Annotated in this window: 16 protein-coding genes; 1 reads left to right on the top strand and 15 read right to left on the bottom strand. The window is 42.2% G+C overall.

Translation table 11 applies throughout. From position 1 onward, the window contains the following. Positions 1-9: 9 nt before the first annotated feature. Both PG840_RS10285 and PG840_RS10280 read right to left on the bottom strand, forming a co-directional pair. The gene (locus tag PG840_RS10285; protein WP_270541271.1) at positions 10-1,626 is read right to left on the bottom strand and encodes a GH3 family domain-containing protein; all 1,617 of its coding nucleotides are present in this window, start codon (positions 1,624-1,626) and stop codon (positions 10-12) included. Positions 1,627-1,643: 17 nt separating this feature from the next. Continuing rightward, on the bottom strand, positions 1,644-2,216 hold the full coding sequence (locus PG840_RS10280) for a hypothetical protein (RefSeq protein ID WP_118198709.1): 573 nt from the start codon (positions 2,214-2,216) through the stop codon (positions 1,644-1,646). Between the two features lie 253 nt (positions 2,217-2,469). Between PG840_RS10280 and PG840_RS10275 the strand changes: the two genes are divergently transcribed. Further along, positions 2,470-3,774: an alpha-amylase family glycosyl hydrolase gene (locus PG840_RS10275; protein WP_270613612.1), complete on the top strand. Its 1,305-nt coding sequence runs from the start codon at positions 2,470-2,472 to the stop codon at positions 3,772-3,774. 67 nt (positions 3,775-3,841) lie between these two features. On the opposite strand, the gene PG840_RS10270 is transcribed toward PG840_RS10275, so the two are convergent. From PG840_RS10270 to PG840_RS10210, 13 genes are all read right to left on the bottom strand, one after another. Continuing rightward, a complete protein-coding gene (locus tag PG840_RS10270; protein ID WP_117557080.1) occupies positions 3,842-4,444 on the bottom strand; it encodes a Maf family protein in 603 nt (200 codons plus the stop codon). 3 nt (positions 4,445-4,447) lie between these two features. Beyond that, complete coding sequence (locus PG840_RS10265; protein WP_055156082.1) at positions 4,448-4,957, bottom strand: flavin reductase family protein; 510 nt, start codon at positions 4,955-4,957, stop codon at positions 4,448-4,450. Between the two features lie 12 nt (positions 4,958-4,969). Then, positions 4,970-6,193, bottom strand: coding sequence for a tyrosine--tRNA ligase (gene tyrS / locus PG840_RS10260; protein WP_173825810.1), 1,224 nt, complete (start codon positions 6,191-6,193; stop codon positions 4,970-4,972). A 775-nt stretch (positions 6,194-6,968) separates the two neighbouring features. Next, positions 6,969-8,372 carry an alanine/glycine:cation symporter family protein gene (locus tag PG840_RS10255; RefSeq protein ID WP_270613611.1) on the bottom strand — a complete coding sequence of 468 codons (1,404 nt, stop codon included), beginning with the start codon at positions 8,370-8,372 and terminating at the stop codon, positions 6,969-6,971. Between the two features lie 200 nt (positions 8,373-8,572). Next, positions 8,573-9,415: a carbohydrate ABC transporter permease gene (locus PG840_RS10250; protein WP_117834654.1), complete on the bottom strand. Its 843-nt coding sequence runs from the start codon at positions 9,413-9,415 to the stop codon at positions 8,573-8,575. Next, entirely contained in the window at positions 9,415-10,266 is an 852-nt protein-coding gene (locus PG840_RS10245) for a carbohydrate ABC transporter permease (protein WP_117557088.1), read from the bottom strand. Before PG840_RS10245 ends, PG840_RS10250 begins: the two co-directional genes overlap by 1 nt. Positions 10,267-10,456: 190 nt before the next feature. Next, the gene (locus PG840_RS10240; protein WP_270613610.1) at positions 10,457-11,776 is read right to left on the bottom strand and encodes an ABC transporter substrate-binding protein; all 1,320 of its coding nucleotides are present in this window, start codon (positions 11,774-11,776) and stop codon (positions 10,457-10,459) included. 165 nt (positions 11,777-11,941) lie between these two features. Further along, positions 11,942-13,231, bottom strand: coding sequence for an ABC transporter substrate-binding protein (locus PG840_RS10235; RefSeq protein WP_243006427.1), 1,290 nt, complete (start codon positions 13,229-13,231; stop codon positions 11,942-11,944). Then, a complete protein-coding gene (locus tag PG840_RS10230; protein ID WP_117557092.1) occupies positions 13,221-15,002 on the bottom strand; it encodes a sensor histidine kinase in 1,782 nt (593 codons plus the stop codon). Before PG840_RS10230 ends, PG840_RS10235 begins: the two co-directional genes overlap by 11 nt. Continuing rightward, positions 14,999-16,597 (bottom strand): response regulator, encoded by a 1,599-nt coding sequence (locus PG840_RS10225; RefSeq protein ID WP_270613609.1) that lies wholly within the window; start codon positions 16,595-16,597, stop codon positions 14,999-15,001. The genes PG840_RS10230 and PG840_RS10225 overlap by 4 nt, the downstream gene beginning before the upstream one ends. Before the next feature lie 222 nt (positions 16,598-16,819). Beyond that, entirely contained in the window at positions 16,820-20,620 is a 3,801-nt protein-coding gene (locus PG840_RS10220) for a penicillin-binding Tp47 domain C-containing protein (RefSeq protein WP_270613608.1), read from the bottom strand. A 67-nt stretch (positions 20,621-20,687) separates the two neighbouring features. Then, a complete protein-coding gene (locus tag PG840_RS10215) occupies positions 20,688-21,203 on the bottom strand; it encodes a Gx transporter family protein (RefSeq protein ID WP_118217521.1) in 516 nt (171 codons plus the stop codon). A gap of 14 nt (positions 21,204-21,217) precedes the next feature. Continuing rightward, positions 21,218-21,616, bottom strand: a complete 399-nt coding sequence (locus PG840_RS10210) for a NusG domain II-containing protein (RefSeq protein ID WP_117823855.1) — start codon at positions 21,614-21,616, stop codon at positions 21,218-21,220. Positions 21,617-21,618: the final 2 nt, after the last annotated feature.

Here is a 21,618-nt window from a genome sequence, read left to right as displayed (position 1 = left end):
AATTCCCTCTTATCTCACTTTGTTCAAACATTCCTGCACTTCCAGCAACGCCTTCAAATCATAATAAGAAGGATTCATCTGATGCAGTTTTTTTCCAGTCTGTTTTTCATAAGTTTCAAATGTTCCGCACGTAAAAATTGTAACCTGTAAAGGATCCATTCCCAATATTTTCTTCAAGTCACGGTAATCCTGATCAATATATTTGAAATATGTACTCAGTAACTCTTTTAAAATATCGGCGCTCATGGCACTGTTCAGCAAGGATTCCCGTTCCAGTTCTACATACATATGCAGATATGGGCGCTTCTGTTCATTATATTCCTTTGCCGCAACCCAGTTTGTGATCGGAAGCTTTGACAGACGAATCACATTTCGGATCCCATTTTCTGAAATCCTTGTAAATCCTGCAATATCAATGATCCATGGTACCCGGTCCACATATTCAAAACGGGGGATCTGCGTTTCATCTTCCCTGTTTTGCAGTCCGACACACCGGTACATATCACCACAGCGATATCTCGCGAATGCACCGCCTTTCAAAATTGTAAATACGAGCTCATATTTTTCTCCCGGCCGGACTTCATCCATCAGATATGTCGGTGGAATATAAGACGGATCCTCATGATTTTTCAACATATCCTTCTCTGTGATAAATTCATAAAATGCCGTATCCGGGAAGAAATACATTCCTTTTCTCGTCCAGGTCTCTGTCCCCATTATAGATGGTTCCGTACCGGCAAACAATTCCATCGGCCGGATTCCCCAGAGTTCTTCCAGATCATCTTTATAGCACTGATTATCCGTCCCTGCTACCATGAACCCTTTTAAATGGAATAAATCCTTTGGAAGTAATTTCCGATTCTCCTTTTTGCAGCGGTACTTTGCCTGTATCAGGCGGAAAATCATATGCGGTCTGCATTTCAGAAGACTTGATAGTTGGATACCACCGCCACCGGTCAGCGAAGAAAGGCTCAGGCTTACTGCATAAGCCACACTTCCAAGGCCAAAGAAAAATCCCAGATCTTTTTTCATCGCCATTTTAAATCCCAGCTTGTTTCGTTCGCTGAAACTCATATTCACAGCATCTTTTACTGCCGGAAGGAACTCGATATCGATTTCTTCCCCGAGTGCCAGTGGAAAAAGTCCGGTAGCATACGGAAGCGGTGCCAGCGCATACAGAAATTTGTCCGTAGATGCAACATCAAAAGATCCCTTTTTCCTGCTGGTCGATAAAATCAGACATGCTGTCACATTATTCCGGTAGGTATCCAGCATACTTCTTGTATATGGCGCAACCTTAATCGGATGTTTCCCGCCTTCCCAGGTTGTCTGAATCCAGATCACCGGATTCCCAGGAAGCATATCAGGCTGCTTGGTCAAAAGAATATCTGCATAATCTTCATACTCCGTCAGTGGTACCATTTTACGGAATTCATCCAGATTTCGGGGATGTTTTCCTTTCAAAATCGACTGTCCAAGTCCACAGTTACTCCACAGCTGGATCTGTTCTTCCATCAGCCGCCGCTGGATTTTCATGTAGCCGTCCATCGACAGATCCAGAAATCCACAGTATTGCTGCCATATTTCATTATACTGTTGTTTTTTTAATTTTTCTTTTAAATTCATAGACTGTCCGCTCCAGATCAATCATTTTTTCTGATAGTACGCAGGCACACCAGTATGCTTTTTCTGTTCGGTATCAGAAACGGCGTACTTTGCTGATATTCTTTATAGTTAAAAAATGTCCGTGGGAATGTCCACAGATCCTGAAAAATAATATACAGATAATTCCAGAAAATCATAAGTAAAAAATAAATCCCATGCTTCCATCCACCGACCATTCCCCACATGCACAGATACGCTCCCGCAAACCATAAAACACCAGGATGGCGGCACAATCCATACATACCTTCCGTATAAGCCGCACGCAGTTTATTTTCTTCACAATAGGTTTCTTCAAAGGGAAGCGCAAAAAACAACGTATAAATGAGCAGACAAAAGAAAAGGAGTCCTCCTAATCCAAATCCGGTCATTGTTCCGATCTTCCGATGGCAGCTCCCCCATGCTGCATAAAGCTCTGCAATCAGCGATACTACAACGAGAATACTCCCAACTGCAAAAAATTTTTGTAATACGGCATTCTTCATACGAACACTGTTAATATCATAAATAAAATACAGAATAAATCCTGTACTTCCTAGTATAAACTGCCACATTTTTCTCTCCATGATTTGTGCATTATTATGCACAAATACCTTTTCACGCACTATAAATTATAATAAAAGCAACTATAAATTGCAACAAAAAAAATAGCTTCCCTTTCTCCTTTTTTCAAAAACATTACCATATCATTACATTTTTACAAATTCCACTTTTGCTTTAAATAGTATACCATCATTTGACTCTATCTGATACAATAGATATATGGGATTTTTATCCAAATTTTGACTAAAAGGCAGGTACTAGAATATGTGGGCTTATGAAGGAATTTTTTATCAGATCTATCCAATTGGATTCTGTGGCGCTCCGACCGCAAATGACGGCAAAACCGTATCCCGGATTTTAAAATTAAAGGACTGGAGCAGTTATCTGGAATCCTTAGGTATCTCTTCTATATTATTAAATCCAATTTTCGAATCAGACAATCATGGTTATGACACCAGGGATTATAAAAAAATCGACTGCCGTCTCGGAACCAATGAAGATTTCGAAGAAGTATGCAAAGATCTCCATGCACACAATGTAAAAATCGTTCTTGACGGTGTGTTTAATCACGTAGGACGTGGCTTCTGGGCATTTAACGATGTACTGGAAAAGAAATGGGATTCTCCATACAAAGACTGGTTCTGCATCAATTTTGACGGTAATTCCTGCTACAATGACGGTTTCTGGTATGAAGGATGGGAAGGACATTTTGAACTGGTCAAACTGAATCTTGCCAATCCTGCTGTTGTAGATTATCTTCTGGAATGTGTAAAGGGTTGGATCGATGAATTTGACATCGACGGTCTCCGGCTTGATGTTGCATACTGCCTGGACCGCAATTTCATGAAACGTCTGCGCAGTTTCTGTCAGGAATTAAAACCTGACTTTGCACTGATCGGAGAGGTTCTCTTCGGGGATTACAATCAGATCGTCAATGACGAAATGTTGCACAGCTGCACCAACTATGAATGCTATAAAGGCATTTATTCCAGCTTCAACAGCATGAACATGTTTGAGATCGCGCACTCTCTGAACCGTCAGTACGGACCGGAACAGTGGTGCATTTACCGTGGAAAACATCTGATGTCTTTTGTTGACAACCACGATGTGACCCGAATTGCAAGTATCCTGACCAACAAGAACCACCTGCCGCTGACTTACGGTCTTCTTCTTGGTATGCCGGGTGTTCCTTGCATTTATTATGGAAGTGAATGGGGTGAGGAAGGAGTAAAAGCTCCGGACAATGACTATGCTCTCCGCCCATGCTTCGATGCGCCAAAACCGAATGCACTGACTGAACAGATCAAAAAAATGATCCATGTCAGAACCGGAAGCAATGCTCTTTGCCATGGAAGTTATCGCAATGTTGTCCTTACTAATCATCAACTCATCTTTGAGCGCAAAACAGATGATGAACGGATGCTGGTTGCAATTAACGCATCGGATACACCATTTACCGCACACAACGACGAACTCGGGGGAACTATGACTGATCTGCTCACCGGAAATGAAATCCAGATGAACGGCCAGCTCGAAATGCCACCATACAGTGTGCAGTATCTGAAATAAAACTTTTTCTTCCTAAAAAACTGGGAGAGATGACTTTTCCAACAAGTCATCTCTCCCAGTTTCTTTTTTAATAAATATATTCCTTCATTTCCTGATAAACTCTCGCAAGAGGAAGACCCACGATCGTATTATAATCGCCTTCAATCCCACGGATATACATGCCAAATGCACCCTGGATCCCGTAGGCTCCTGCCTTGTCCATCGGCTCTCCTGTTGCAATATATTCCCGGATTTCTTCCTTGCACATCGGATATACATGCACATCACTGCATTCATGAAATGTCTTCCGGATCTTTTTCCCATCCTTCTTTATCAGAAGCGTAACACCGGTGTAAACCTGATGCGCTTTTCCCTGAAGCATGGAAATCATCTGATATGCCTCTTCTTTATCCTTTGGCTTTCCGAGAATCTTTCCATCTGCTGCAACCACCGTATCCGAACCGATCACCAGAAAATCCCCTGCATTTTTCTTTTCATACTGCTGGTAGACATCTTCTGCTTTCTGCGCAGAAAGTTCTTCCACAACCTGGCTTGGAACCTGGGATGTAATTACTTCCTCACAGTGTGACGGCATGACTACATGCTTTATATTTCCCTGTTCCAGCAGTTCTGTCCTGCGCGGTGATGCAGAGGCCAGAACTACAGTCAGCTTCTGTATTCTACTACACATAGCCTAATCCTCTTTCACAAGAATCTTCTTAATTTCTCCCATATACATGTTATGCATATCTTTGTCAGCATACCATTTGTCAAGATTTGCTTTCTCAACAAAATTTTCTTCTCCCATGCGCTGTACATAAACCTTCTTGCATACAAAGATCATTTTTGCTTCTTCAAACGCAACTGTTCCATCTACATAATATGGTGTCAGACCGGCTTCTTTGATCTTATCTTCGTCCCTTCCGGAAACTCTTCCACAGAGATTTAACGCTTCTCTATGCTCTTCTCCAAAGAATGCCAGCGTAAAATAATCTTCTCTGTCCACAAATTCTTTGGTATAACGGGAATCACGGATATAAGCTGTCGCAGTCGGCTTGCCCCACATAATTCCAACACCACCCCAGCTTGCTGTCATGGTGTTACATTTTTCTTCATTTCCTGCTGTGATCAGCATCCACTGTTTTCCGATCAGGTCAAATGGATTATCCTTTAATTCTTCTGCTTTTATTTCTGTAAAACTCATTTTTCTATCCTCTTATTTTGCAATTACTTTACGGAAATTCTTCTTTCCTTTTCTTACGACTTTTCCTTCACCTTCAAAGTCTGCTTTTGTAAATGTTGTCGCAATATCGGAAACCTTTTCTCCGTCAACAGCAACTCCTCCCTGCTGTACGGCACGGCGTGCTTCTGACTTGGAAGCAACCAGTCCACTCTTGTGAAGCAGTGTCAGGATATCGACAGATCCGTCTGCAAAATCTTCATCAGAAAGCTCTGCTGTCGGCATATCTGCTGCATTTCCTGAGCTGAACAGTGCACGTGCACCTTCCTGTGCCTTTGTAGCTTCTTCTTCGCCGTGAACCAGTTTTGTCAGTTCGAACGCAAGGATTTCTTTTGCTGTGTTAAGCTGTGCGCCTTCCCATTTGTCCATCTCATCAATCTGCTCAAGCGGAAGGAATGTCAGCATACGTAAACATTTAAGAACATCTGCATCTGCCACATTTCTCCAATACTGGTAGAATTCAAACGGAGAAGTTTTTTCCGGATCAAGCCATACAGCTCCAGACTGTGTCTTACCCATCTTCTTTCCTTCTGAATTCAGAAGCAGTGTGATTGTCATCGCACTTGCATCCTTACCAAGCTTACGACGGATCAGCTCTGTACCACCAAGCATGTTGCTCCACTGATCATCTCCGCCAAACTGAAGATTACAGCCGTATTTCTGGTATAACATATAGAAATCATAGCTCTGCATGATCATGTAGTTGAACTCAAGGAAGCTCAGTCCCTTTTCCATACGCTGTTTGTAGCATTCTGCAGTCAGCATACGATTTACGGAGAAATGTGCTCCGACTTCACGAAGTACTTCCACATAATTCAGATCCATCAGCCAGTCCGCATTATTAACCATCAGTGCTTTCCCGTCTGAAAAATCAATAAAACGGCTCATCTGCTTCTTAAAGCAGTCACAGTTGTGCTGGATTGTCTCCGGTGTCATCATCTGACGCATATCTGTTCTACCGGACGGATCCCCGATCATAGCAGTACCGCCCCCGATCAAAGCGATCGGCTTATTACCAGCCTCCTGCAGTCTCTTCATCAGGCACAGTGCCATAAAATGTCCAACATGCAGACTGTCTGCCGTCGGATCAAACCCAATATAAAACGTAGCCTTCCCATTATTCACCAGATCCCTAATTAACGGCTCATCCGTAACCTGCGCAATCAATCCTCTGGCCTGCAGCTCTTCATAAATACCCATTTTCCTAATTTCCTTTCTCTTACCAATCTTTTTATCTTATTCACAGCCAATCTTCTCCGCCGGAAGAAGGATGCGTCCCTGTCCGGAACTCTTCGAAGTTTTTCAAGGATGTCAGCCATCCGGAATCCATTTCTATTTGACTGCATGTGCAGGCGAATGCTCATACTTCTTAGGTTTTGGAAATTTGTGTTATGATTGAAAATCCATCTGTCTGAGCGCAGCGAGTTATGGATTTTCAATCATGCCCTTAACAAATTTTCAAAATCTTAGAAGTATCAGTCGCCGAACCCGCAGACAAATAGAAATAGATTCCGGATGGCGTCCCCCTTAAACCACCCTTCAAAAATTTCCGACAAAAAACCTCGTCCTCCGGCCAATCAGCCTTTAAGGACGAGGTATATTCTCTCGTGGTACCACCTTAATTCACACCCGGCTCACACCGAATGCCTCAGTCAGTAACTAACATTACCGCAGCAGGTATAACGTCCGCCACTCCGTCACAACTTACTTACACTTACGCGTGTTCGGCGTGAAGCTCCGAGATGTATTCGCATCTGACTCTTCGTGCACCTCTCATCAACCGGTTACTTTCTGTCTGAGCCTTGTCATCTGCTACTTGTTCTCTTCATAGCCTGTAATTTTCTCTTCTTTTGTCATACTACCGTATCCTTCAAAATTTGTCAAGCCGGATTTCACGCCAAATTATCACAAAACAACTTTTGTCAAATCCAATTCACAGCCTTCCATCATTTTCCGAACCACTCTCGCAGATTCCCTAATTCCAGAAATCCGTCTTCTGCTCCAGCTCAATATCTGCACTTTTAAACACCGGATTTACTTCCCGCTTCAACTGATCTTCATAATCCCGGAATGCCTTAAATGCCGTCCCGGACAGGATCAGGATCACCGGAATATTGATCAGAGCCATCACGCCCATCAGCACATCCGAAAGATCCCACAAAAGTGACATTTCCATTCCTGCCCCTAAAAATACAACAAATGCCGATACCAGACGGAACCCTCGCATAAAGTTTCTGTCTGGTTCCTTTTTATGAATATAGGTCAGAAGGTTGTCGCAATAGAAGCAATTTCCAAGCAACGTTGTAAACGCAAAAAATACCATCGCCACCGTGATAAATACCGGTCCAAATGTTCCCAGTGACTCCTGAAGGGAAGCCTGAACCCATGGCGCGCCCTGCATTTCTTTTGTCGGATCAATGCCGGATGACATACACATCATCGCCGTTGCCGTGCACAGTAAAAGCGTGTCGATAAAGACAGACAACATCTGAACCAGTCCCTGTTTGACCGGATGGCTGACGTTTGCAGAAGCGGATGCATTCGGCGCCGAACCGATTCCGGCTTCGTTAGAATACAGTCCCCGGCGGATTCCCTGCATCATTGCGGAGCTTGCAAATGCTCCGAAAATTGCTTTGAAATCAAACGCTTCCTCAAAAATGCGGAGGAACATTTCCGGTACATTGCGGATATTGATGATAACCACAATCAGCGCAATCCCGATATATGCAAGTCCCATCACCGGCACAACCATCGATGTCACCTTTACAATACGGCTACCGCCGCCAAGCAGACACCATCCGGTCAGAACTGCCAGAATCCCGCCAATGATCCATGGGCTTACCTTCGGATCATAAAAAGAAAATCCGGAAAATGTAGACTGCAGATTATAGGATGCCAGCATATTGAATCCAAATGCATAAGTCATGATCATGGCAATACAGAACACGATTGCCAGTGGTCTGCAATGCAGCGCCGCCTCGATATAATAAGCCGGACCACCATAGCATTTCCCATCCTCTCCCTTTTTCTTATAAATCTGTGCCAGCGTACTTTCAATCAGTGCTGACGCACTTCCGATGATCGCAATCACCCACATCCAGAATACAGAACCAAATCCCCCAATACAGATTGCTGATGACACCCCGACAATATTTCCTGTTCCTACTCTCGATGCCGTTGAAACCATCAATGCCTGGAATGATGAGATTGCCTCTTTATCGTCCGGCTTCTCCATCACGGACTCACAGGCTCTCTTAAATAAACGCGCCTGTGGAAATCTTGTCCGGATTGTAAAATATAAACCTGCTCCGATCAGCATAATCACCAGAAGTTTGCTGTACATAAATGAGCTGACCGCCCCAATAATTGTCTGAAACATACCTTCTTTCCTTTCTCAATGTTTTCTACCATTTTCGCAATATCTTAACGGAAACTCTCAAAATTTGCAAGCTTTTTCTATTTATTTCCTGCATTTCGTCCCCAATCACTTTGTAAAAATATTACTTTTTTCAATCAAAATGTCAAACCTGAAAAAAGCGGACAAGCAACACCTGTCCGCCAAATTTATACTATATTTTTCTAACCCTTTACAGCTCCGGCAGCAACACCCTTGATGATGTACTTCTGTCCTGCCAGATATACAATGATGATCGGGATTACTGTAAGCATAATGCTTGCCATCATCGGTCCCATTTCAACTCTTCCGTAACTTCCGCGGAAATACTGGATCAGCATTGGGATTGTTTTATACTTCTTAATATCAAGTACAAGAGTTGGAAGCAGGTAATCATTCCATACCCACATTGCTTCCAGAATACCTACGGATATCATGGTAGGCTTCAGGATATGGATATCGATCAAAAAGAAAGTCTGCAGCGGATTACATCCGTCGATCATGGCAGCTTCTTCGATTTCTACAGGAATCGATTTTACAAATCCGCAGAACATAAATACCGCAAGACCTGCGCCAAATCCGAGATAGATCACCCAGATATTCCATGGCATATTCAGATGTAAGGTATCTGCTGTCTGTGACAAGGTGAACATAACCATCTGGAAAGGAACAACCATGGAAAATACAAACAGATAATATAAAATCTTTGAAATCGGACTATTTACACGGGTTATATACCATGCACACATGGAGCAACATACAAGAATAGCAACTACAGAAGTAATCGTAATAAATGTACTGTATCCAAGACTGCTTAAAAATCCTTTTGAAGCAACGGCATCTACATAGTTTGCGATTCCTGCAAATGCATCTGCAGTCGGAAGTTTAAATGCAGTTCCTGTACTAATCGCTGATTCTTTTTTCAAAGAGTTCATCAGGATCATGATGATCGGATAAACCCAGGCGAGCGCCGCAATTGTTAAAATGACTGTCCATATTGTATTTGCAATACTTTTCTTCTTTTTCATTACTGCTGCACCTCCTTAGATCTTGTTGCTTTCAGCTGTACCAGTGAAATAATGATAACCAGAGCACAGAAGATCACTGCTTTTGCCTGCCCATAACCTTTCCACTGCATTCCGGCACGTGCGTAGAATGTCTGGTAAATATTCAGTGCCAGCATTTCTGTCGCATGGTTCGGATCTCCACCTGTAAGAGCCAGGTTCTGGTCAAACAGTTTAAATGAATTGGTAAGTGTCAGGAATACACAAATCGTGATGGAAGACATTACCATCGGAACTCTGATCTTCCAGAGGATATCCCACTTTGCTGCTCCATCAATCTCTGCTGCTTCGATCAGATCATCCGGTACATTCTGAAGACCTGCGATATAAATGATCATCATATATCCGATCTGCTGCCAGCACATCAAAATGATAAGTCCCCAGTAACCGGCTGAAGAATTCAGTGCCAGGAGCGGCTGACCGATGATCGTAAGCAGACAGTTGATCAGAATCTGCCAAATATATCCAAGTACGATTCCACCGATCAGGTTCGGCATAAAGAAAACAGTTCTGAAAATATTGGTGCCCTTTAACTTCTGTGTCAGAAGCAGTGCCAGGCCAAATGCCAGTACGTTAATCAGTAAGATCGATACAATCGCAAATAATACTGTAAATTTAAATGAACTCGTAAAGGATGTATCCTTGATCGCTGCTGTATAATTTGATATTCCAACAAATGTTGCATTTCCTACTGTTGTAAATTTACAGAAAGAAAGATAAAATCCCTGTGCAAACGGAATGATAAATCCGATCACAAATGCAAGAAATGTTGGGAGAACAAATATTGGTGCATGTTTTTTCAGTGCCTTTTCCATAGAAATCCTCCTCTTTTCCTTTTGCCCGGAAGGATCTTCCTACCAGGTGGCTCTCATTTCACTTTTTATTTTTATATGGAAAAACGTAGTTTCCCATATCCAGAAAACCCGCTTCGTACAGGCTCTCCTCTCACTTAAAAGGGGCAGGCAAGCCGCCTGCCCCTAGGTCAGTTCTTTTTATGCAACTTATTTATTCATTTGCAAGCTTGTATTCAGATGCCCATCCATCTACGAATGCACTTACTACTGCATCCCAGTTAGCATCTGTCTGATCTGCCGCATAAGCTGTCAGTGCAGATCCAACACCATTTTTCCACTCTTCTGAAGGCATTGTTGAGAAGTTCCATGCTACCGGAGTCTTTCCGTCTTCGGTCATCTGTTTGTCTTCTTTGATAAAGAGATTCTGAGATTCCTGAGCTTTCTTAAACGGAATGTTGAATCCCATATCGTCTGCCATACATTTTGTTCCTTCATCTGAAGTTACACACCAGTCCATAAAATCTAATGTAGCCTGAATATCAGCTTCGTCTGCGTCTTTATTTACGCACCAGTAATTTTCTGTACCTGTGCAGAGTCCCTGGTTTGCTTCATCGCCTACACCAAAGTAAATCGGAAGCATGGTCATGTCATCATCTGTCAGACCGCCATCGATCAGCTGTGTATATTCCCATGTACCATTCTGATAGAATACAGCTTTTTTATTCAGGAATTCATTTCTTGCATCGTCACCTGTCTTTGCAGCAAGATCCTTTGGATCGCATGTGCTGTTGTTGATGTACAGATCCCACATATCGCGATAATTGTCAAGATATGTGCCTTTGATTGCATCTGTTGTGTTAATTCCTTCATCCTGATATTCAAAGTAGATCGGAAGGTTTGCAAGGTGTGTCTTGAATCTCCAGTCAGAAGATCCGTCCATACCTGCTGAAGTAAATGCAGAAAATCCAAGTTCAGAAGTTCTATTTGTAATGTCTTCTGCTACTTTTTTCAGATCTGCAAAAGATTTGATGTCATCCGGTGTATATCCTGCTTCTTTTAATAATGTCTTATTTGCGATAATTCCGTATGTTTCAATAACATATCCGATACCTGCTACAGAATCTCCGTCTTTCAGTGCATAATCATCACTTGTGAGTTCTTTGTAAACATCAGTGTCAGATAAGTCGTAGCAGTAATCTTTCCAGTTTGCAAGTCCTACCGGTCCGTTTACCTGGAATAATGTTGGTGCTCCGCTCTTTCCCATTTCACTCATCAGAGTGGTTTCATAGTTTCCGGAAGCTGCTGTAACAACCGTTACATCTACACCTGTCTCTTTTGTGTAATCCTTTGCCAGCTGCTGCCACTGTTCATCCTGCTCCGGTTTGAAGTTCAGATAATATACAGATCCTTTGCTGCTGTCCCCTTTACCGTCTGCACTCTTGCCATCGCTCTTGCTTCCACATCCTGCAAAGCATCCAAGTGTCATGATTCCTACCAGCCCCAGTGCCAGCCATCTTTTTTTGTTTTTCATAATTTCCGTTCCTCCTCGTCTGGATTTCTTTTCTATGCTTAAATAATAGCAAGAATCCAATCAAAGGCTGTAACAAATCGCAAACCTCCTTTAACAAAAAATATACTTTTCGAAATGTAAAAAATTTGTTATTGATAAAATGACACCAACAGCCTTCTCCTCCCATCATCTCTCTTTCTCATACTCCCGGATACTTTCATCGGCAGTCTCCACCATCTGCGCAAGCGTCATTTTCCCGGCGGCAAGCTGTGGCAGGCACTCCCCGATCGTCTCTTCCTGAAGGATGGAGTTCCATTTCACCTGATAGTTCGGAACGATCTGCGGATTGTTATTGTAGGCATTTACATAATCCTGAAGGAGCTGGCTGATTTCAGTGCGTCCGTTCTTGTCCATCAGCTCTTTCTTCTCTTCCAGATTGAATTTCGTGCGAAATTTCAAAAATTCAACCGCTCCTTCTTTGACCTCCTCGCTGTAAGTGGAAACCACCGCCCAGCCAAAGGTTTCCGGTGAGGCGATCAGTTTATTTCCCGGAAATGCGGAAAATCTTACCTTTTCTTTCCATTCTTCCGGCAACTGGTCGATCATCCAGTATCCGTTCGGAATCATTGCCACCTTTCCTGTGACAAAATTATTGTATGCCACATCGTAGTCAGCATGAATTGCATCTTCTGTTGTATACCGAAACAATTTCTGCAAGGTTTCTGCAATTTCAAGACCGGTATCATTGGAATAGCTTTCTGGGAGAAGCTCTTTCATAAATGCATAGCCTTCTTCCGTGTGTGCTGCCTCTGCTGTTGCAATCAGCATCGGCGCCCAGCCGGTTCCTTCAGTGTGAAGTCCAAGCGGTGTGATTCCGTTTGCCTGCAGCCGGTCACAGCAGTCCCAGAATTCTTCCCATGTCTCCGGGAATTTCTCAATCCCTGCTTCCGCAAAAAGCTCCGGATTCCAAAACATGCCGGCGCACGCAAATGCCGCCGTACTGATCGGTCCAAGATAGATATTGCCATCCTCATCCGTACAGCCTTCCATCACCGCCGGTTCGATCATATTCCTCCACTCTTCATCCTCTTCCAGATACGGACTCAGATTCTCGATCCGTCCATCCGCAACCATCATCTGATAAAAGGACGGCAGGGTGCGCACATCATAGATCACAGCCGGAAGCTCGTCTGTGACATTTAACCGTTTCAGATTTTTTCGGTATTCCTCTTCCGTCTCCATGATCCATTCCACTTGCATATGATACGTACCGGCATATTCTTCATTAAATGCATCAACGACATCCTGTTCCGTTTTCTTGCCGGAAGTCGGATCTACCGTCAGAATGATCGGAATATCAATCTCCTTTTTTTCTGTGCTCCGGCTTGTCTGCCCCGTATTTTTACCACATCCGGTCAGCACTGTCAGAACCAGTGCGATACAAAACACCGATTGCAAATATTTTCTATAAATCACGTTTCTCCTTTCCGTCATCCGGAATTTGGATTGTACACCGGGTTCCATTTTCTTCTGCCTCATAGTAAAACAGCACATCCTCTCCATATTTCAGCCGCAGTCTGGTCAGTACATTCACCACTCCATATCCGTGTTCCTTATCCTGGAAGCATTTTTTCGCCTCCAGAATCGGATGCCCGTTTAAGGCATTGATCTTTTCCATCATTTCCCGGTCAATCGGCTTCCCATTATTGAATACCACGATTTTCAGCTGGCTATCCTCCCTCGCAATCTCAATCCGGATCAGACCATTCTCATAAATTTCGCAGAATCCGTGCTTGATCGCGTTCTCGACAAGTGGCTGCAAGATCAGCTTCAGCATCCACGTACTCTTCTCTTCCACCTTACACTCAATCTCATACCGGAACAGATTTGCATTCCGGATCTGTTGGATTTCCATATAACTCTTTACATTTTCCAGTTCGTCCTCCACCGTCACGATATCACTGCCCTTGCTGAGTGACAGACGCAGATATTTGGAAAGTGCCTGAATCATCTTCATGGTTGTCTCTTCTCCGTTTATCCGCGCAAGCATGTAAATTGTATCCAGCGTATTATAAAGGAAATGTGGGTTGATCTGTGCCAGAAGCATGTTCAACTCCGTCCGTCTGAGCACCCCTTCCTGTTCTTTGATCTCTGCCAGAAGATTCTCAATATTTTTTAGCATCTTATTGTAGGAATGTCCGATCTGATCCAGTTCTGTATTGGTATTCAGTTCAATCAGGCGACTGAAATCATTTCCGTCAAACTGTGTCATCTCTTCACTGATCTCCCGGATCGGACTGGTGAACCGCTTGGAAAAATAGATACTGAGCACAACCGCTACCACTGCCACAAACAGATAAATCCCGATCAGCACCGTAAGTACCCTCATCGTTCCCTGTGTCATTACACTCGACGGAACGACTGTGAACACCGTCATTTCAGAGCTGCTTTCTTTGTAAATGGAGCAGACACCACCGCTCACTCTCCGGCTTTTTGCAAGAATACCACTTGTTTCCTGTGCGCTGATCTTATAGACTTCCTGTTTTACCGCATCCGAAATCTTCGTCCCTTTCGGGCACCAATCAGCACATAAATTCCCCTTCTTATCCAGAATTCCGATCTGCACTTCATCTGTCATACTCCGATCCTTTCCAAGTATCGTTTCCAGAAAGCTGTCATTCATCTTGATGAGCAGCAGTCCTGGTTTGCTGGCGTATTCCATGCTGTGTACATATCTTCCGATAAACAATGCTTCTTTCTCCGTCCCAAACAGAGTATCCTTCGCCCAGAACCATTGTGTTTTCGCATAAGAATCTCCCATGTAATCTTCCAGATGGCTGTCTGAAAAATCTTCATAATCAATATGCGAGTAGGATCTGGCATAAACATTATTTTTATTATCCACATAGCAGTATTCTGCCACATGATCCAGATTCATATAGGCAAAATATTTCTGAAGAGAGTTCTTTTCCACATCTGCAAATGAAGCTTTTTTCAGACTTTCCTGAACCTGATCGTAAGTAATACATTCTGCTGTCCCTTCATCCGCCTCTTTTGACAGTGTATCCAGAGCCAGCCCCATCTTCTCATTTAAAAATTCATATTTATCTGTAACCTCTGTGGTCAGACTCTGCCTTACATAAATCCAAACACCGATGCTTGACAGCAAAATTGCCAGCAACAACAGCCCCATTATATATCGAAGGTATTTTCTCTGTATTCCGGATTTAATCACCCATTTCTTCATTCTTCGTAATCCTTTTTGTATTCACTCGGTAATTTTCCTGTATATTCTTTAAATAAATGTGAAAAATAGGATGCATTGCTGATTCCCACCTGCTCACATACCGTTCCTATACTCTCACATCCATCCTGGATCAGCCTCTTTGCTTTCTCCATTCTCTGCTGTAAGAGATACTTTTTAAAGGTTATATGAAATGTATTTTTAAATACACGCCCGAAATATACCGGATTCAGATAAATCTGCGTTGCCACCTGAACAATAGAAAGTTCTTCCTCCTGCAAATGCTCACCGATATAAGAAAGTGCCACTGTCATATATTCCTTTGCACATTTATTTTCTCCGCTTTCTGCGTATTTTTCCCGTTCCTCAATTGCTTCTCCGAGGATCCTATAACTGACATCTACCGCCTGTGCTGCTGTCAGACTCTCCATATTCGAATAATAATTCCGGAACTGTTTCTGCAGTTTTTCCGTCATTCCGTAAGTATCGTTCAGCATCATCTCCGCTTGCAGCATAACCTTATGTATATAACGGATCTGTAACTTTTCCTCATGTGGAAGTGCGTAGATCAACGCAATAAAAGCCTGTTTTAACTCTTTAAACGCATTCTTCCGAACAGCATTGACGATCGTAAGTCCTGCCTCTTCACAATCACTTTTTGCCGCTTTTTCTTCCTTTTTCACAGGTATGGAAAAAGTATTCTCATTTGTGGCACTGCTGCAGATTGGCTCGAAAAGTCCCTGCGCCTCTTCGTAACTTCGGCGGATTCCATCCAGTCCTTTATACGGTTTGGAAATCGATGCAGTAACCGGACTTTTCTGTTCCCTTTTAACCTGTTCCAGAATCTGCGCAATCTCGCGCACTGTCGCATTTTCCTTTGTCTTGATCAGAAATACATGACAACCTTCTGCCTTTTCAAAATGCCAGAAAAAATACCGCTCTGAAAACATTTCTTCCAGAGATTGTATCAATTCCAGCCTGGTTGCTTCGTAATTCAGTGCATCCGTAATCTTATATGTAAGATCAAGATCCACACACATTGCAATAAAACGGTCGCCCTCTTCGATCACATCTTTCAAGATTGCAAATACTTTCTGCATTTTTTCATAGGAAATTTTATTCTGTAAATATTTCTGTACAACAACCTGGAGAAAACTGGTGGAATCTTTTCGGACCATATTTTCCCAGCTTTCATAACGCTCTTCGCTCTCCAGTTTCTCCATACAGGTCTGATACGCGCCCTGCATGGTCTCCTGTAGTTTATCTTCCTCGATTGGTTTCAGCAGATATGCATATGCACCAAGATCACACGCCTGCTGTGCATAATTAAAATCACGGTATGCACTGAGCACAATAAAAACCGGATCCAGCTCTGTCTTCTGGATCTCTTCCATCACCATCAGACCGGAAATCTGTTTCATCCGGATATCCGTCAGTACTACATGAGGCTTCACTTTTTTGATCACTTCAATTGCCTGCTCCCCGCTCTGTGCCTGACCGGCAACTTCAAATCCCATCTCGTTCCAGTTGTACGTCTTAACCAGTCCTTGCAGAAGGATCGGTTCGTCATCTACGATCACAAGTTTTAATAATTTCATACCGTTTTTCCCCATTCCTGATAATCTTCCTACTTCTTATTTTAGATAAGACATAATAAAGGATTTATCAAAAACTATACTTCCGATGCGAAAAATCATACTTTTACCAAAAATTATACATTCTCGTTCGGTAAATAGCAAGAAAAGCCGGCAGAACTGGCTTTTTCTCGCCGTCTGCCGACTTTCCGGATCCTATGATTTGTTAAAAATCATATCTTTTTATTATTTTCTTTTTCTGCGTTTCCAAGCAAATCCACCAATACCAGCCCCGAGTGAAGAAACTGCAAGTCCTAACCATCCAAATACGCTTGCCGGATCTCCTGTTTTTACAGAATCGCTTCCGCTTGTCTTGGATCCATTGGTTGTACCATCTGTCTTCTTTACGGATGAGCTGTCTTTCTTTACAAGTGCTTTGATCGCTTTGTTTAGGCTGTTTGTTGCATTATCTACTGCTTCCTGACTTTCTTTTGCTTCCAGTGCTTTCTTGGCATCTGAAAGTGCGCTCTGCAGTGCTTTCCAGCTATCTGCTGTGTAATCTGCTTCTTTAAGCGCTTTTGCATCTGCAATTGCTTTTTCAAGAGAAGAGGTATCTACAGTTACCGGCTGTTCGTCTGCTTTGACAAGTTTTTCTTTTGCTGCATTTAATGCTGCTGTTGCATTGTCTACTGCTTCCTGGCTTTCCTTAGTTTCCAGTGCTGTGCGCGCATTTGCAAGTGCTGCCTGATATGCTGCCCAGCTCTCTGCTGTATAATCAGATTCTTTCAGTCCTTCTGCTTCTGCAACTGCTTTTTCAATCTCTGTTGTGTCAACTGAATGTTCTACTTTTACAAGGGCTTCCATTGCCTCTGTCATGTGAATTGTCTGCTCTTTTACTGCTGACTGTAATGGATTGTCTGACGCAAGAAGTTCTTTCGATTCTTCCAGTTCACTCATCATCTTATCCCAGCTATCCTTTGTATAATCAGATTCTTTCAATGCACTTGCTTCATCAATTTTAGCCTGTAAAGCTTTTTTATCTTCTTCACTCGCAGTTTTTGGTTTCGCTATATTTTCTGTTCCGACTTCAAAGTTATAACTGTAATCAGCATAGCCAAGTCCATATACAGTCAATTTCCAGTAACCCGTTCCATCTGTTCCTTCTGGAAGTTCACATCTGAGAGATTCTGTAAGTCCAAGCTGAATACCCATGGATTTGTGCATCCAGTTATCTGCCGCGAATTTTGTTCCAAATGTTCTTACCGGTGTTGTATAAGTTGAATCATTTCCATAATAAGTCCATTCGACAGCCTGCATCGCAGAACCAAGACCACCATAGTTACCATTTAAATCCACACGTATGAATTCTCCATAGCTTCCAACAGCTTCCCCTTCTCTAATATTTGGAGTAACATCAGCAGTTTCAAGCTGTGTATCCTTTAATCCAGAATAGGAGCCTGTTGTTCTTGCTGAAAATGTGAAAGAACCATCTTTCTGCTTTTCTGCTGTTTTAAGACCATTCGTATTCGCTGTTACATCTGCAATTGCTGTATATGATTTAAGCTGGTTTTCAGAAAATCCGCCAATCAATGTGCCTCCATTTTCTACAACCACATATTTTTCTTTCAATGCACTTAAATCTGCTGTTTTCACTTTAACAGGAACATATTTTATACCAGTCACTTTGTAATCTGCCTGAATAAATGAGCTTCCATCTTCTGCAGTAAATACAGCCTTCTTTTCTGCATTTGTAGTTCTTGTATAAATGCTGCCATCTGTCATCACTGCTTTTCCATTTTTGTCCCAGTAAGACAGGTTATATTGATTACCATCTGTATCTTTAATCACTGCCGTACACTGAAAACTTCCTCTATGTAAGCCATGATTTGCAGTTGCTCTTGTAACGGTATCAAAAGCGCCTTTATCATATTCATTACGAGAATCAGTAACACCAGATGCTTCGGCATTTCCGGCTGCATACACACCTTCATTTGCCCAGTATTCTGACCAGTTCATTCCTACATAAACATAGGAATACTCTCTGTCCTCTCCTGCTACTTTATAAGTAAATGTGTATGCTTGATATCCATCTTCTGCAATTGTTACAGTAAATGCGTCTCCTGCCTTTGCATCTTTAAACGCATCTTGTGTAAGATCAAGTTTTCCATCTTCTGTAATTAGTTTTACTGCTTTCTTTCCAGATGCTGCATATTTCTTTCCGTTCACTGTAACAGAATTAATATTTTTTAAATATGTCTGGAATTCTTCTTCATTAACATCGTCATTCTTTACAACTGCTGGTTCTTTATTATCTTCATTATATTTCACCGGCATTGTCTCTGTATAAGCATTAAAAGTAGTTGAAATCGGTACATAAGTGCCACTCCTATCGCTAAGTGTAACGGTATATCGACCTTTTGTAAGAGCTTTTTTGAATTTAATTGTTCTTGTAGTAGTCTTACCTTCTGTTTTAATTTCCACAGAATATGCATCTTCATCGATTCCGATTCCATCAACTTTGTATTCTTCTTCAAAATCACTTGGAAGTCCACTTACCACAACAGATGTTGTATCTGATTTGATAGAAATATCTGCCACTGATACTTCGCCATCAAATTTCTTCGCTACTTTCTGGTCCATCGGGATTTCATAAATACCATCATCTGTGTAGTAAGTTACTTTATCGATAGTCTGTCCCATCATAGCAACATAATCTTTGGAATCAAGTTTGTTCCCATGTGATTCTGTTACAAATCCAGTGCTCCATGCAAGTTTTGCTTTTTTCCAGATATTTTCCACATGGCGAAGTCCATAACTACTTCCCTCTTTTGTGCTAATTACTACACCATATACTGTATTAATACTTGTTGGAAGACCATCTATATTTAACTGGTAATCACCATAATCAGACGAGGTTTTAAATTTTGTTGTAGCATCGGACAGAGTCTTTACTTTGGAATCTTCTCCTTTTACCTCACTGAAGTTAAATGTTCCATCTGCATTTACCGTTGCTTCTTTATAATAAGATGGCGTGTCGCTTAAAATATAATAAGAATAGCTTGCGCTTTCAAACAATGCATCTTTTCCCTTATATGTTGTTGTTGATTCTTTTCCTTTAATTGATGTTGTAATATCCACCTTACTATCATCTGTAATCTGCATATATTTTTCTAATACAGATGCATCACTGATCTTAATCGGGAATGTCACACCTGTAATATCAGAACCGTCACTGTTTACATGATAAGAACCTGCTGCAAGTGAAGCTCTGGTTTTCTGCTTTGTTGCTGATGAAACAGTATCCGCACCTGTTACTCCTTCTGCTTTATAGAAGTCAGCATACGGAATGTTCATTAACACATAGACTTCTTTCTGTACATCTGGTGTTTTCTTTACAAGTGCAGCAATTTCTGCATTCAAGGTATCTTTTGCACTATCTACTGCTGTCTGGGATTCTTTTTTCTCAAGAGCATCTTTCGCTGCTGTCAGTGCATCCTGCATTGTTTTCCATGATTCAGCTGTATAATCGGCTTCACTTAAATCTTCTGCTTTTGTGATTACAGCCTGCAGATCCTCTGTCTTTACAGTATTTTCTTCTTTATTTTCTTCTTTCTTAGTTGCTTCTTCTAATGCATTGTTTACAGCCTCAACAATCGCCTTAGATGAGCACGTCGCTCTTGATACTGCATTGATTCCATCTGTTCCATTGGCATCTATAATCTGCTGTACAACACCTGTCGGATCCTTTTTCGTTCCGTTAGCAGCATTCGTAATATAAGTATTATTATCTTCTTCTCCATTTCCCTTGATATTTCCTATAGATTTGATTACTCCATTTTCTATCGTTACCTCTACAGAAAGATCATATTTTTCAAATTCCTCATATTCATCCGGTGTACACTCTGCAATCCCTGTATATGTTCCATCCTGAACCTTCGCTACATCCTCACTGTTTGCCGCAAACACCGTCGACGGACAAAGTCCAGCTACCATCGACATCGCCACAGCCATTGTCATAGCTTTTGTCTTAATTGTTCCCTTTCCCATAATTACCTCCTTGTTGTTGATAAAATTTATTATTAAGTTAGTTTCTACTAACCCATAATCAAAAAAATTAACCTATCTGTGCCACTCTCTCCGATTCTCTTTTTACGATCGGAAGCAGCTTTTTACTTATCATTCCCATCACAAATCCGGTCACTGTACCGGCGATCAGAAGTGCCGGCAGATAATAGATCAGTTTCAGATTCTCTACCACAACTGATGCCACGATGATCTGACCGATATTATGTGACACGCCTCCGGCGATACTGACTCCGGCTACGGAAAATCCTTTCAGCCTCTTCATCAGCGCCATGACCAGAAAGCTTAAGATTCCTCCTGCCAGGCTGTAAACGATCGACATTCCATTTCCAAATAAAAAGCCGGTCAGCAGGATTCGCATAACTACCACCAGAAATACTTCCGGAAGTTCCAGAAAGTACAGCCCGGTCACTGTCACCAGATTGGCAACTCCGAGCTTCATTCCCGGTATCCCGAAATTGATCGGTATTAAGCTTTCCACATAACTAAATATCATCGCTAGCGCAACCAGCATTGCCATATTGGCAAGTTTTTTGTTTTTATTCATCTGTTTTTCCTTTGTCATTTTGCGATCGTATCCGGAGCTACATCTTCCGGATCTGAAGTTCCAAAGCTCTGGTCATTCTCATTTTCCAGAATCTCTACTACGAGCTTATGTGGCAGACAGACGATTGTCTGTGTATGCCCGCTGATCTTTCCCTGCTCTTCACAGTATCCATCCGGGCAGTTTGCCTCTTCCATATACGCCTTTCCGTCTTCGATCCTGATCCGGTTATAAAAATCGCCATCCTTTACTTCGATGGTCTGATCCTTCGATAAGGAATACGTTCCATAGATTTTCCCATCCAGCGTAACCCGGATTTGATTTCCTTCTTCCCCTCTCGTCAGCTGCATCACAAGCAGCATCGCAAGCGCAATCACAATAATTCCTGCTCCAAGTATCAGATCTTTCTTCTTCATCT

This window comes from Coprococcus sp. AM97-35, from assembly GCF_027697525.1.
Taxonomy (GTDB): Bacteria; Bacillota; Clostridia; order Lachnospirales; family Lachnospiraceae; genus Allocoprococcus; species Allocoprococcus comes.
The sequence above is the reverse complement of the archived record's forward strand: the minus strand, read 5'-3'. Positions and strand labels throughout refer to the sequence as shown.